The 13,287-nt window shown below is 37.9% G+C and carries 11 protein-coding genes; 7 read left to right on the forward strand and 4 right to left on the reverse strand.

Features of this window, described 5'->3' with window-relative positions:
• Nucleotides 1-10: 10 nt before the first annotated feature.
• Both AC1DNH_RS00965 and AC1DNH_RS00970 read left to right on the forward strand, forming a co-directional pair.
• Nucleotides 11-1,204, forward strand: coding sequence for a DUF4998 domain-containing protein (locus AC1DNH_RS00965; protein WP_215128041.1), 1,194 nt, complete (start codon nucleotides 11-13; stop codon nucleotides 1,202-1,204).
• Nucleotides 1,205-1,300: 96 nt separating this feature from the next.
• Entirely contained in the window at nucleotides 1,301-2,158 is an 858-nt protein-coding gene (locus AC1DNH_RS00970; RefSeq protein ID WP_477584860.1) for a glycoside hydrolase family 16 protein, read from the forward strand.
• Nucleotides 2,159-2,642: 484 nt separating this feature from the next.
• Here the strand turns inward: AC1DNH_RS00970 and AC1DNH_RS00975 are convergent, their stop codons facing one another.
• The gene (locus AC1DNH_RS00975) at nucleotides 2,643-3,173 is read right to left on the reverse strand and encodes an OmpA family protein (protein ID WP_230150534.1); all 531 of its coding nucleotides are present in this window, start codon (nucleotides 3,171-3,173) and stop codon (nucleotides 2,643-2,645) included.
• Nucleotides 3,174-3,354: 181 nt separating this feature from the next.
• On the opposite strand from AC1DNH_RS00975, the gene AC1DNH_RS00980 reads away from it, so the two are divergent.
• Nucleotides 3,355-4,125, forward strand: coding sequence for an SDR family NAD(P)-dependent oxidoreductase (locus tag AC1DNH_RS00980; RefSeq protein WP_477625081.1), 771 nt, complete (start codon nucleotides 3,355-3,357; stop codon nucleotides 4,123-4,125).
• A 24-nt stretch (nucleotides 4,126-4,149) separates the two neighbouring features.
• Here the strand turns inward: AC1DNH_RS00980 and AC1DNH_RS00985 are convergent, their stop codons facing one another.
• On the reverse strand, nucleotides 4,150-4,848 hold the full coding sequence (locus AC1DNH_RS00985) for an NUDIX hydrolase (RefSeq protein ID WP_215128033.1): 699 nt from the start codon (nucleotides 4,846-4,848) through the stop codon (nucleotides 4,150-4,152).
• Between the two features lie 160 nt (nucleotides 4,849-5,008).
• On the opposite strand from AC1DNH_RS00985, the gene AC1DNH_RS00990 reads away from it, so the two are divergent.
• Genes AC1DNH_RS00990 through AC1DNH_RS01000 form a run of 3 tightly spaced genes read left to right on the forward strand, consistent with a single transcriptional unit; the run spans nucleotide 5,009 to nucleotide 8,948 of the window.
• On the forward strand, nucleotides 5,009-6,070 hold the full coding sequence (locus AC1DNH_RS00990; RefSeq protein WP_477581135.1) for a UDP-glucose--hexose-1-phosphate uridylyltransferase: 1,062 nt from the start codon (nucleotides 5,009-5,011) through the stop codon (nucleotides 6,068-6,070).
• Between the two features lie 10 nt (nucleotides 6,071-6,080).
• Nucleotides 6,081-7,232, forward strand: coding sequence for a galactokinase (locus AC1DNH_RS00995; RefSeq protein WP_477581134.1), 1,152 nt, complete (start codon nucleotides 6,081-6,083; stop codon nucleotides 7,230-7,232).
• A gap of 39 nt (nucleotides 7,233-7,271) precedes the next feature.
• A complete protein-coding gene (locus AC1DNH_RS01000) occupies nucleotides 7,272-8,948 on the forward strand; it encodes a sodium/sugar symporter (RefSeq protein WP_477581133.1) in 1,677 nt (558 codons plus the stop codon).
• A 266-nt stretch (nucleotides 8,949-9,214) separates the two neighbouring features.
• Here the strand turns inward: AC1DNH_RS01000 and AC1DNH_RS01005 are convergent, their stop codons facing one another.
• A complete protein-coding gene (locus AC1DNH_RS01005) occupies nucleotides 9,215-10,468 on the reverse strand; it encodes a Na+/H+ antiporter (protein ID WP_477581131.1) in 1,254 nt (417 codons plus the stop codon).
• A 289-nt stretch (nucleotides 10,469-10,757) separates the two neighbouring features.
• Entirely contained in the window at nucleotides 10,758-11,072 is a 315-nt protein-coding gene (locus AC1DNH_RS01010; protein WP_057934255.1) for an RNA recognition motif domain-containing protein, read from the reverse strand.
• Between the two features lie 219 nt (nucleotides 11,073-11,291).
• Here AC1DNH_RS01010 and AC1DNH_RS01015 point away from each other — a divergent pair, with 219 nt between their 5' ends.
• Entirely contained in the window at nucleotides 11,292-13,277 is a 1,986-nt protein-coding gene (locus AC1DNH_RS01015) for a sialate O-acetylesterase (RefSeq protein WP_477581129.1), read from the forward strand.
• The last annotated feature ends 10 nt before the right edge of the window (nucleotides 13,278-13,287 follow it).

Below are 13,287 nucleotides of genomic sequence, written 5' to 3' on the forward strand. Positions count from 1 at the left end.
AATTTTAGAGATGAATAATCAAAAAATAAATATAAGAACCATAAAACTAGCTTTTATGATCCTGTTGGCTGGCGCTTACCTCGCCTGTACAAAGGCCGACGACTATAAAAAATTTACTGAAACGGGAGAGATCTCTTACACTGGGAAATTGGATTCAGTAAAAGTAATGTCGGGAAATAATAGGGTGTACATCCGTGGGTTGTTTCTTGCAGATCCAAAAGTGACGCAGTGTAAAATCTTTTGGAATAATAAAGCCGATTCTGTCGTTATCCCCGTAAAGAAAAAATATCCCATCGATACGTTGAAATACTTTGTAGAAAATGTAAAAGAGGGTGTACAGAATTTCGAAATCTATACCTATGATGGTGTTGGGAATAAATCAATTCCGGTATACAAAACGGGGAGGTCTTATGGCCAGAGGTATCAATCATCCTTGTTTAACCGGCCAATAGAATCCGCTTTTACTGATGCAAGTGGGCTAACTAAAATTACCTGGCAGGGAATGGACCGTTTAACAGGTGTGTTTGCTACTGAAGTAGAATACACGAACCTGAGTAATGTAATTAAAAAGATCAGAGCTAAAATTGATGAGACAACAACTTCTATCTCAGATATTAAGCCAGGTACGACCCTTAGGTACCGTACGTTGTTTTTACCTGATACCGTTTCAATCGATACATTTTCAACTGCTTTTCAAACACAACGGGTAGGAGCCGATATCACCTCAACCTATTTTAAAAATAAAGGTAATCCATTCTTAGCTGCTGCAAGTGGTGGTAGATGGCGTAATATTGCCGATTGGACAGTTACTGCAAATATTAAAAATCATGGTGGTTTAGGTGGCTGGTGCTCGGATCAAGGTGGCTGTTTGGCAATGGAAATGGGCTGGGATGGCACTGCACAAATTACCAATGGTAAAATATACCAAACTTTTACGCTTCCGGCGGGCAGCTATAGTTTCGAAATTACCATGGCTAAAAATGAAGCAAAGGATCCGGTTTACATCGTAGCAGCAGCTGGTAATACCCTGCCAGATGTGGCCGATGTATCAACTTCATTGGGGTATACCAATTTTGCAAATAATAAGTTCCAGTTTACATTAACACAATCAACAACAGTTTCAATAGGCTTTCTTGCCACGATGCTAACGGCATCAGGAAATCAATTCTGGATTGTAAAAGAAGTAATGCTTAAATCACTTTAACGTATTAAAGTTAATTTCTTATTCTCTGGGTTTTATCAAAACCCAGAGAATTTTTTATTTAAGAATAATGTTAAATTAGTTGATCAAAAAATCCTTATGCCAAATAGAATCCCATTCACCCTTATTGTATGGATAATTATTTTAATCCAATCCTGCGCTATAAACAAGGATCACAATTTTTCAAATACTTATGTTAAGGAAAGTTATAAGCTAATTTGGAGTGATGAATTTAACAAAAATGGCGTTCCAGATCCAGCCAATTGGGATTATGAGAAAGGTTTTGTCCGTAACGAAGAGCTACAATGGTATCAGCCCGAAAATGCTTTCTGCAAAGATGGCAAGTTGATTATCGAAGCGCGAAAAGAAGTAAAACCTAATCCGCTATATGTAGAAGGAAGCAACGAATGGCGTAAAAAAACAAAAAATATAGAATATACTTCAGCTTGTATCATTACTAAAGGTTTACAAAGCTGGCAGTATGGTCGATTCGAAATGAGAGGAAAGATCGACATTTCAGATGGGCTTTGGCCGGCATTTTGGACACTAGGCATAAAAGGTCGCTGGCCTGCAAACGGTGAAATCGATATTATGGAATACTACCGGGGAAAATTATTGGCCAATATCGCAAGTTTAGGGCCCGATAAAAAGGCGAAATGGTTTAGTAACACAAAACCCGTAGCCGAATTGGGCGGAAAAAAATGGGCATCTGAATTTCATATATGGCGCATGGACTGGGATAGCGAAGCCATCAGTTTATTTGTAGATGGAATGCTTTTGAACAAAACGCTGTTAACCGATCTTAAAAATGATGACGGCTCAGATTTTCATCCTTTTAAACAACAACATTACATCTTGTTTGATCTGGCAATGGGCGGTATGAATGGTGGCTCGTTAAATGATACTAAATTTCCCAATAGGATGGAAGTCGATTATATTAGGGTGTATCAGAAATAGATGCCTTTGAAATTGTCACCCTGAGGGATAATTTATTTATAAAAATCAATATGAGTGACGTATAAATGATTTCTTTTTGCCATACGGCACGGTCTTGCCTCGGCTCGCCGCCGCCAAAGGGCTCTTTCTTTTTGGCATCAAAAAGACCAGCATAGCTAGCTTGAATGCCGCTGAAAGCATAAAGGCCCATGAAAAAACAAAAAATGCCGGCTGAAAATTTTTCTTTTGAAGCCAGTTGTGCGGCCAGAACAGTTCAGCCCGAAAAATTTGTTAGGCCGGATTTAAGTAGAACGGGGATACAATGCTATGGCCCAGCTGGATGGAAATGCGAAAGCAATTAAAATACTGATTAATAATAATTTGTAAAATAACGTCAATGGTAGCGTAGTCGAAGGGCTGAACAAGTTCAGGATGACGACCGCGTTGTAAATAAGAAAGCGCCATGGAAATTAAACCATGGCGCTTTCTATTATATTTCTAAGAATTAATGTTGAACTTTTATTTCAGTTCTTCTGTTCACCATTCTACCTTCTTCACTATCGTTCGAGCTGATCGGTTCTTTTTCGCCATGACCAACAACAGTAAAATTACTGCCGTTTAAACCTGCGTTTATAAAGTAAGATTTTACGGCATTTGCACGGTCGATAGAGAGTTGCATATTGTGATCGGGTGTACCCTCAGCAGATGAATGTCCGTTAAGTACAAATTTGGTGGTAGGCGATTTTTTCATTTCCGCCACTGCTTTATCCAGGATAGCGAATGATGATGTTTTAAGTACAAACGAATTAAACTCAAACTGGATATTGTCTAAGTTAAAGTTGGGTTTTTCAACTGGAGCCGGAGCTTCTTCTTTCTCTGGTGCAGGCGCTGGTTTTTTTTCCTCTACTGGTGGTGCTGGCTTTTCAACAGGTGCTGGAGCTGGTTTTGCTACCAGTTTTTTTGTTTTACAAGAGTACATTGTAAGGGTAAACAAAGCGAGGAGCGTAGTGAATAAAAGGTTTTTGGTAATGTTCATGTTTTAAGATTAATTTAAGTTTACTGTGTGTTTGTTGCCCAAACATACTAATAAATGATTACAGCTATAACGGTGTTTTTTAGAAGAAGTTATATTTAATGTGTTAATCCGTCTAATTTTAACTTCAGTTTTACTCAAACATATTCACATCAATTCCCTTTATGTATTATAACATTTTACTATGGAACGTTTTGAAAACAAAATCGCTTTAATTACCGGAAGCAGTCAGGGAATTGGCGCTGCATGTGCCTTAAGGTTGGCAAAAGATGGCTGTGATATTATTTTAAATGGCCATAAATTTGATGAAAGGGGCGAAAAACTTATCGCAGAAATACAAGACATGGGTAGGAAAGCAACTTTTTTGAAGGCCGATTTAAGTAAGGCCAAAGAAGCCGCTAAATTGATAACCGATGCCGTAGCAGCATTTGGCCATTTAGATATTTTAGTAAATAATGCGGGCGTAGAAAAAAAAGCCAGCTTTTGGGATGTTACTGAAGAAGATTACGACCTGATCATGAATACAAATTTAAAAGGTGTTTTTTTTACCATCCAATCGTTTGTAAATTACTGTAGGAAAAGTAAGGTAGCCGGAACCGTAATCAATATGAGTTCTGTACACGAAGAAATCGCATTTCCACATTTTGCTGCGTACTGTGCGAGTAAAGGAGGCTTAAAGATGTTAACCAGAAATCTCGCTTCAGAATTAGCCCAATTTAATATCAGGATTAACAACGTAGCGCCCGGAGCTGTTTCAACACCGATTAATCAAGATTTATTGAACAATAAAGAACAGTTGGAAAAAGTACTTCAAAATATCCCCTTAAAACGAATGGGTAAGGTAGAAGATGTGGCAGCAATAGTGGCTTTCCTCGCTTCTGATGATGCCGCTTATGTAACCGGATCAACTTATTTTGTAGATGGAGGATTAACCTATCATTATGAAGAGCAATAGGCTAATCGTGCGAAGAAATTTAATTTAAACCTTTAAATTTGGCATTAAGTTTAAGAACGCCTGCGAATTAGCATGGTATTTCTTTTTATCTAATTTAAAATAGAATGCTCCTTTTTTAGAACCTGTTCTATCTTTTTCAGCTAGCTTAATCAATAGTCCGGTTGAAGTAATTTTACGGCTGAAATTCCTGGTATCGATTTTAGTATCGTTTACTTCCTCAAAAAGTATATGCAATTGTGGGATGGTGAATTTTTTAGGGAGCATTTCAAATAAAATAGGATGGAGGGCAGCCTTGTATCTTAATTTTTTTCGGGCATCGGCAACCATTTGGTTATGATCAAAAATAAGTTTTGGCCTATCGTTGATCAAAAACCATTCTGCCTCGTAATCGTCATTTAACTGTGCCTCATATTTATGGATATCAATAAGGGCAAAATATCCAACAGAAAGTGTTCTTTCAATTGGGTCGCGGTCAGGTTCTCCATAAATCTGCATCTGCTCCAGGTAAACACCTTCCAAACCTGTCATTTTTTTGAGTACCCTGTTCGCTGCATCGTCTGGACTTTCATTTGCACCCACAAAACCACCCATTAAACTCCATTTGTTTATCTCGGGTTCTAAACCCCGCTTAACCAACAGAATTTTGAGGTGTTCACCGTCAAACCCAAACACTATGCAATCAACAGCAACCAGATAATGTGGCTGCCTAGAATATTCAATCATTTTTATCCGAGATTTTAAAGGGCTTAATATGTTCAAATTTTCACGAAAATAAAAATTATTATTAATTGTCGTTTTGACAATTAATAATAATTTTATAATTTGGCGGCTTAGATGGGTTAAGCTAAATGCTTTCTTTTCTTTAACCAATTGAAAATATAAGATGAACCAAACATTCGAACTCGATAGTAATCCACACACCAGGTTAAATATATTAACTGGCGAATGGGTTTTAGTTTCTCCGCACCGTACTAAAAGGCCCTGGCAGGGTAAGGTTGAAGATGTAACACCAGATAACCGTCCGGAATATGACCCTAAATGTTATTTATGTCCTGGTAATGGCAGGGCAGATGGCGATAGCAATCCAGAATATACCGAAAGTTTTGTTTTTAACAATGATTTTGCTGCGTTGCTTGAAGATACGCCTGCAGGTAATATGAACGAAGAAGATTTATTGGTAGCCAATAATCAGAGAGGGCTTTGCCGGGTGATCAGTTTTAGCCCGAAGCACAACCTCACACTTCCCGAAATGAGTGTCGAAGCCATAACTGCCGTGGTAAATGTCTGGCAAAATGAATTTAATAGCCTTGCCGAAAATGATTGGATCAAGTACATTCAGATTTTCGAAAATAAAGGCGAAATAATGGGCTGTAGTAATCCACACCCACATGGTCAGATCTGGTCGCAGAGCGATATTCCATTAGAAATTGCTAAAGAAACCGAACGTCAGAAAACCTTCTATGCTATTCACAGAAGAAGTTTGCTTGGCGATTACTTAAAACTGGAGCAAAAGAAAAAAGAGCGTATAGTATTCGAAAACGATCATTTTGTGGTACTTGTCCCTTTTTGGGCAGTTTGGCCTTACGAAACCATGATTATCAGTAAACGCCATATAAATAGCATTAAATTGTTTACAGAAGCTGAGAAAAAATCGTTAGCTGATGCCATTAAGGTATTAACAACCAAATATGATAACCTGTTCGAAACCTCTTTCCCATACTCTGCAGGCATGCATCAGGCACCAGTAAACAATGGCTATTACCCTGAATGGCACTGGCACATGCATTTTTATCCACCATTGTTGCGTTCGGCATCAGTTAAAAAGTTTATGGTCGGTTACGAAATGCTAGCTAACCCTCAACGCGATATTACCCCTGAATTTGCCGCTAGCCGTTTAAAAGAGATGTCTGTAGCCCACTATAAAATCAACAAAACTGAAGACTAAATATTAAATAATGAATGCACAGGATTTAAAAAATACATTTAAAAAACTTTTCAACGCTGAGCCTATTTTAGTGCGTTCGCCTGGAAGAATCAATATCATTGGCGAGCATACCGATTATAACGGCGGTTTTGTAATGCCTGCTGCTATAGATAAAGCCATTTATGTAGCCATATCAAAAAGAGAAGATAATGAAATACATTTATTTTCAGAGAGTTATCAGCAATTTGATATTTCATCGATCAAAAACCTGAAAAAATCAGAGAACAGTTGGGCCAATTACATTTTAGGCGTTGCCGATCAGTTAAAAGAAAGAGGCCATCAGTTGGGTGGCTTTAATTTTTATATCGATGGTGACGTGCCTTTGGGTGCTGGTTTATCGTCGTCTGCTGCTGTAGAATGTGCTACTGGCTTCGCGCTCGATCAACTTTTTTCACTTTCCGTTCCGAAAATGGATATTGCATTGATTGCACAAAAGGCAGAACAGACTTTTGCTGGTGTTAACTGTGGAATTATGGATCAGTTTGCCTCTGTATTTGGCAAGAAGGACCAAGCCATTATGCTCGATTGCAGATCGATGAAACACATTTATATCCCATTAAAATTAGATGGATATAAACTTTTGCTTTTAAATACGAATGTAAAACACGCACTTGCCGATTCTGCCTACAACAAAAGGAGATCACAGTGCGAACAAGGTGTTGCCTGGGTAAAGGAGCATTATCCAAATGTAAGTACGCTTCGTGATGTAGATTTAGCCATGTTAGAAACCCATGTTAAACCAAAAGATCTGGAAGTTTACACCAAATGTAGTTTTGTAGTGAAAGAAATCGGCCGTTTATTAACCGCTGCGGAGCAACTGGAAAATGGTAACCTGCAAGGTTTGGGTAAACTGATGTTCGAAACGCATGAAGGTTTAAGCAAAGATTACGAAGTCAGCTGTAAAGAATTAGATTTCCTGGTTGATGCGGTTAAACCTCTTGATTATGTGTTAGGTGCCAGGATGATGGGCGGTGGTTTTGGTGGTTGTACCATCAATATTGTTAAGGAAGAAAAAATTACCGATTTAATTGAAGCGTTATCTTCAAAATACTTACTACAGTTCGGACTCAAGCTTGGTTCCTACACCGTTCAAACTGATAACGGAACCAGCTTATACAGCTAAAAATTAAATAACCCAAGGTATACTAACCAAAATAAATCAATGAAAAACAATTTACTAGACACGAAGGATTACATTGTATTTGCAATTTACTTCGTTATTGTGGCCGCTTATGGGCTCTACATTTATAACAAGAAAAAGTCGGAATCTACAGGTTCTAAAGATTATTTTCTTGCTGAGGGCTCTTTAACCTGGTGGGCAATCGGCGCATCGTTAATTGCATCTAATATTTCTGCAGAGCAGTTTATCGGTATGAGCGGATCAGGCTTTAAAATGGGATTGGCCATTGCAACCTACGAATGGATGGGCGCATTAACCTTAGTGGTTGTTGCGGTATTCTTTATTCCGGTTTACCTGAAAAACAAAATTGCTACAATGCCGCAATTCCTACATCAGCGTTATAACGGAACGGTGGCCATGATAATGGCTGTTTTCTGGTTATTACTTTATGTTGTAGTTAACTTAACCTCGATCCTTTACTTAGGTGCTTTAGCAGTAAGCAGTATTTCTGGTTTCGATTTAAGTTTCTGTATGTACGCCATTGCAGGTTTTGCCATTATTATTACGCTGGGTGGAATGAAAGTTATTGGATATACTGACGTTATTCAGGTGTTTTTCTTAATTCTGGGTGGTTTGGCCACTACCTATTTGGCTTTAAACTTAGTTTCTACCCATTATGGAACGACAGGTGTTTTTGAAGGCTATAGTTTAATGACTTCAAAGGCTTCTGAACATTTTCACATGATTTTAAAGCCAGATAACGAAAATTATATCGATTTACCTGGCTTAAGCGTGCTTGTAGGCGGTATGTGGATTGTGAACTTAAATTATTGGGGCTGTAACCAATACATTACTCAACGTGCTTTGGGTGCTAACCTGGAGACTGCCCGCGGAGGTATTCTTTTTGCTGCATTCTTAAAATTATTAATGCCAATTATTGTCGTGTTACCAGGTATTGCAGCTTATGTTTTATATAAAGATGGTGCCTTTCAAGCGGAAATGCTACAAGATGGATCAGTAAACCCAGACCGTGCATATCCAGTATTACTGAATTTACTGCCCGCCGGATTAAAAGGACTTTCGTTCGCAGCATTAACCGCTGCAGTGGTAGCCTCTTTGGCTGGTAAAGCAAATAGTATTGCAACTATTTTTACACTGGATATTTACAAGAAAGTATTAAAGACCGATGCTACTGAGAAAAATTTGGTAACAACGGGTAAGATTTCGATTATTGTAGCGATGATTCTTGGTGTATTAATTGCACCACATTTAGGAATCGATAAAAAAGGTGGTTTCCAATATATCCAGGAGTATACAGGTTTTGTTTCTCCAGGTATTTTTGCCATGTTTATTTTAGGTTTCTTTTGGAAAAGAACAACTTCAAGTGCGGCACTATTCGCTACCATCGGTGGTTTCGGCTTATCAATTTTACTTAAATTCTTACCTAAACTTACCGATCTTTCATGGTTATCAGGAATGGGTTTCTCTGTTAAAAATGCAGCTGGAGTTTATGAAATTCCATTTTTAGATCGGATGGGCTTTGTATTTGTATTCTGTATTCTTGGTATGGTGATCATCAGTTTAGCGAGCAACAAAGTTAAGGCAGAAGCTAAAGGACTGGCCATCGATGCTAAAATGTTTAAAACCTCAACCAGTTTTGCAGTAGGGGCTTTAATCATCATCGGATTATTGGTTGCACTTTATAGTGTATACTGGTAAACGATAATGTATAAAATAGAAAAGGGATAAAGTCATTAGATTTTATCCCTTTTTCGTTTAAAATATCCGCTTACTTATAAATTTAAATCTTAATGTTCTTAACCCCTTAATGATAAAACTAACCATTCTAAAAGATCCTGAAACAAGTTCAGGAAGACAGCTCTCTTTCTTGTAATCGTCATGCTGTCCCGAAGTTTCGGGATCAGCATCTTTCCTGTAAAACAAGTTGAAATTAATGGTGCTTTATAATTTACGCCAATAACCAGTTATTTATCCTCTTCAGTCGCCAGTTTCTTCACCAGCCATGGCAAGGTGAGCCCTTGTCCGATTAAGGTAAACAATACCACTACAACAGATATAAATATAATAGCATTACGTTGCGGAAATGCGCTTCCATCCGATAAAGTAGCTGGTAATCCAATGGCAATGGCCAACGAAACAATACCCCTCATGCCCGACCAGCTGATGATCAAACTGTTCTTGAAATCAAGCAATGCACCCTCAGTAATGCGGTGTTTCCCTTTCTGAAAGGCTTTTTGAAGATTGAATTTTTGTAGGAAAACACGGGCCATTCTTAACAACAGCGCAACAATAGTAATCACCAGCGAATAACCTATGTAAGGTAAAATATCGGCACTGTTAATGTTTTTGTACACATAAGGGAATTGTAGCCCAATTAAAATGAAAATCAGCCCATTCAATAAAAAAATAATAATATCCCAAATGTTTTTTGATTGGTTTTTAAGTTGTTCAGGAAATACTTTGTTGCTAAACCTCGAAATGCCCAATCCTAAAATAACAACTGCAATAACACCAGAAACATGTACTTGTTCTGCAATTAAATAGGTAACAAAAGGCATCAACAACATAAAGCTGATGGTGGCCAAACGGTTACTATGGATTCTTTTAATAATGAAGGCGAGAATTTTCGACATCACCATGCCGATTAAGAATCCACCAGCCATTAAAAGGGCAAACTCAAGCGATGCTTTCCAAAATACAAAGGCTGTTCCTGTTACAGCAGCAACCGCAAAACGATACGCTACCAGTGCAGAAGCATCGTTAACTAAGCTTTCGCCCTCCAATATGGTATTTGTTTTGTGAGACAAACCTAATCCTTTGGTAATACTCATGGCGGCAACTGCATCAGTAGCAGAAAGGATCGCACCTAATACAAAAGATACCGGCCAGCTCATCCCCGGAATCATATAGTGGGCAACTACAGCAATACCAATAGCGGTGATAAAAACCAGCGTAATGGCCAATGTAAATATGGTGTTGATATTGGTTTTAAATTCCTTGAATGAGATATTAAAAGCGGCATCGTAAAGCAATGGTGGTAGGAATATCAAAAATATAATTTCAGGATTAATGTCAATTGGTGGCAAAGATGGAACAAAACCCACCGCTATTCCAGCTATAATCAATAAAATAGGATAGGGGATTTTAATTCGATCGGCTACAGCAGAAAGGCCAATCATCACAGCTAAAATAAATATTACAATGGCATAATTTTCCATATCGGCAAAACGCGTTTAATAGAAGTCGAAACACTTACTTGCAAAATATATGTTTAGAACTGGATTAAAAAGTTTCTGGCCGAAATAAATTAATCGATGAAACGAGGGAATGTCTAGAATTCTACAGTGATAAATGCAGTTAATTAGAAGAAGAAAACTTTAATGTCCTTCAATTCTTAATGATACAGTAAAAAAAGAAAGCATGGATGCATTGCTAAAAAGAGATAACACCGTTTTATAATACGGAAAAATTACAGGGGAAGAATGAAAAATATAGATTAAGAGTGAATTAGCGCTGCAACCTAGGCCTTTTACTCTTAAAAGGTTGATTGGTTTTTGGCTTTGCGGCTTGAACACCACTTTCCTCTTCCGATATTTTAACTGTAATTACATTGCCTTTAAAAGTTTCTCCATTTAAGGTAGATACAATATTTTTAGCATCCGGTAAACTGTATATTTCTAAAAAAGCATAGCCTTTACACTTGCCGGTAGCTCTATCGCGAACAATTTTAATCGTTTCTACCCTACCATGAAGGCTAACCAATATTGCCAAATCCATCTCTTGGATATTGTCAGGAAGGCCACCTATAAAAATCTTAACCATTAATTCAGTAATTTGAGAGAACATCCGATTAAATCAAGCTTAAATCCAGAATTGTTCTTTTAGACCTGCAAAATAAGCAAAATGATATTCTTACCCAAACTAATTAAATGAATTTTGCCTCATTTTTATCATAAATTTGTGAAGAGCAGACATATATATTGATGTTGACAGACATAAAATGTACATTCGCTTTCTAATCATCAAAAAATAGGTTAAAATATGAGCATCTCTAAGTTAAAATCTATACTCATTATAGCATTATTCCTCTTCAGTTCGCTACTAGTACAGTCAAAAATTTTATTGCCGTCAGTATTTAGCGACAATATGGTTTTGCAGCAAAAAACAAATGCGGCCATTTGGGGTAAAGCCACAGCTGGTAAAGCCGTTAAGATAACGGTTTCGTGGAATAAAATTAATTATGGGGCTATTGCCGATGCCAGTGGCAATTGGAAAATTAAAGTGGCAACGCCAGGTTACGGCGGTCCATATTCCATCACCATTTCCGATGGAGAATTATTGGTGCTAAACAATGTATTAATAGGGGATGTTTGGATTTGCTCAGGCCAATCGAATATGGAAATGCCTTTAGCGGGGTGGGGAAAAATCCTTAACCACGAAAAAGAAATTGCTGATGCTAAATTTCCAAATATCCGTTTATTGCAGGCAGAACATATTACCAGTAGTTTTCCACTTAACGACGCCAAAGTGACTAATGGTGGTTGGCAGGAGTGTAACCCAAAATATATTGCTGAGTTTTCTTCTACAGCCTATTTCTTCGCCCGTGAAGTGTATGAAAAAACTAAAATCCCTATTGGCCTAATCCATACCTCATGGGGAGGAACAATTGCTGAAGCCTGGACAAGTGCCGAATCGCTTAAAAAAATGACCGATTTTTCTGCCGCAGTTGATAAGATCCAAAAATTAGCTAAAAATCCATCAACAGTTTCTTACGAAGAAAAACTGCAGAATTGGATTAAAATGACAACCGAGAAAGATTCGGGTTATCAGGCTGGAGAAACAAAATGGGCTTTGGCAGAAACTATAAACTGGAAAAGCATGACTTTGCCGACTTTGTGGGAAGATGCAGCCCTTAAAAATTTTGATGGCATTGTATGGTTTACAAAAAAGATTAACATCTCCGAAAACTGGAAAACAAACGGTGCTAAACTTAATTTAAGTACAATTGATGATAACGATATTACCTTCGTAAACGGAGTAAAAGTGGGTGAAACGGTAGGGTATAATGTTGCTAGAACATATACGATCCCTGCAAATCTGCTCAAAATAGGTGAAAATACCATTACCGTTAGGGTTTTTGATAGTGGTGGTGGTGGCGGTATATATGGTGATGCCAAAGATTTGACCTTAACAAACAACACGGCAGAGAAAATTTCTTTAGCTGGCGACTGGAAGTATAAAGTGGGTGTAGATTTTAAAAATATTGAAGCTAAACCTTATGAAGAAAATGGCCCTAACAGACCAACCGTTTTGTACAATGCGATGATTCATCCTTACCTGCAATTTTCAATTAAAGGTGCCATTTGGTATCAGGGAGAAAGTAATGCCGATAGAGCTTACCAATACCGCGAATTATTTCCAACGATGATTAAAGATTGGCGGCAGAAATGGGGGCAGGGAGATTTTCCATTCTATTTCGTTCAACTGGCCAATTTTATGCAGATTGATCGTTCTCCTGTAGAATCCGCCTGGGCAGAGCTTAGAGAGGCCCAACAAAGAACACTTACACTACCGAATACAGGCATGGCTACCATTATTGATATCGGTGATGCAAAAGATATTCACCCTAAAAACAAACAAGAGGTGGGTAGAAGGTTAGCCATAATTGCCCTGGCTAAAACATATGGTCAGAAAATAAACTATTCTGGCCCCATTTATCAATCAAATAAAGTAGAAGGAAAACAGATCCGTTTAACTTTTGGCAATACAGAAAATGGATTAAAAGCAGTAGATGGTGCCGCATTAACCGGTTTTGCCATCGCTGGATCAGATAAGAAATTTTATTGGGCCAAAGCAAGCATCCAGGGGAATCAGATCATCGTAAATAGCGACCAGGTGGCAAATCCTGTTGCGGTTCGTTATGCATGGGGAAATAATCCTGTGTGTAACCTGGTTAGTAATGATGGCTTGCCGGCATCACCATTCAGAACAGACACCTGGCAAGGCCTTACCTTTGCAAAGAAATAATTGGTAAAAA

It is taken from the genome of Pedobacter sp. 01N310, assembly GCF_056399805.1.

Excerpts from the sequence above, each read along its gene's own strand:
- AC1DNH_RS00965 (WP_215128041.1), top strand. The coding sequence starts at position 11 with ATGAATAATCAAAAAATAAATATAAGAACCATAAAACTAGCTTTTATG.
- AC1DNH_RS00970 (WP_477584860.1), top strand. The coding sequence starts at position 1,301 with ATGCCAAATAGAATCCCATTCACCCTTATTGTATGGATAATTATTTTA.
- AC1DNH_RS00975 (WP_230150534.1), bottom strand. The coding sequence starts at position 3,173 with ATGAACATTACCAAAAACCTTTTATTCACTACGCTCCTCGCTTTGTTT.
- AC1DNH_RS00980 (WP_477625081.1), top strand. The coding sequence starts at position 3,355 with ATGGAACGTTTTGAAAACAAAATCGCTTTAATTACCGGAAGCAGTCAG.
- AC1DNH_RS00985 (WP_215128033.1), bottom strand. The coding sequence starts at position 4,848 with ATGATTGAATATTCTAGGCAGCCACATTATCTGGTTGCTGTTGATTGC.
- AC1DNH_RS00990 (WP_477581135.1), top strand. The coding sequence starts at position 5,009 with ATGAACCAAACATTCGAACTCGATAGTAATCCACACACCAGGTTAAAT.
- AC1DNH_RS00995 (WP_477581134.1), top strand. The coding sequence starts at position 6,081 with ATGAATGCACAGGATTTAAAAAATACATTTAAAAAACTTTTCAACGCT.
- AC1DNH_RS01000 (WP_477581133.1), top strand. The coding sequence starts at position 7,272 with ATGAAAAACAATTTACTAGACACGAAGGATTACATTGTATTTGCAATT.
- AC1DNH_RS01005 (WP_477581131.1), bottom strand. The coding sequence starts at position 10,468 with ATGGAAAATTATGCCATTGTAATATTTATTTTAGCTGTGATGATTGGC.
- AC1DNH_RS01010 (WP_057934255.1), bottom strand. The coding sequence starts at position 11,072 with ATGGTTAAGATTTTTATAGGTGGCCTTCCTGACAATATCCAAGAGATG.
- AC1DNH_RS01015 (WP_477581129.1), top strand. The coding sequence starts at position 11,292 with ATGAGCATCTCTAAGTTAAAATCTATACTCATTATAGCATTATTCCTC.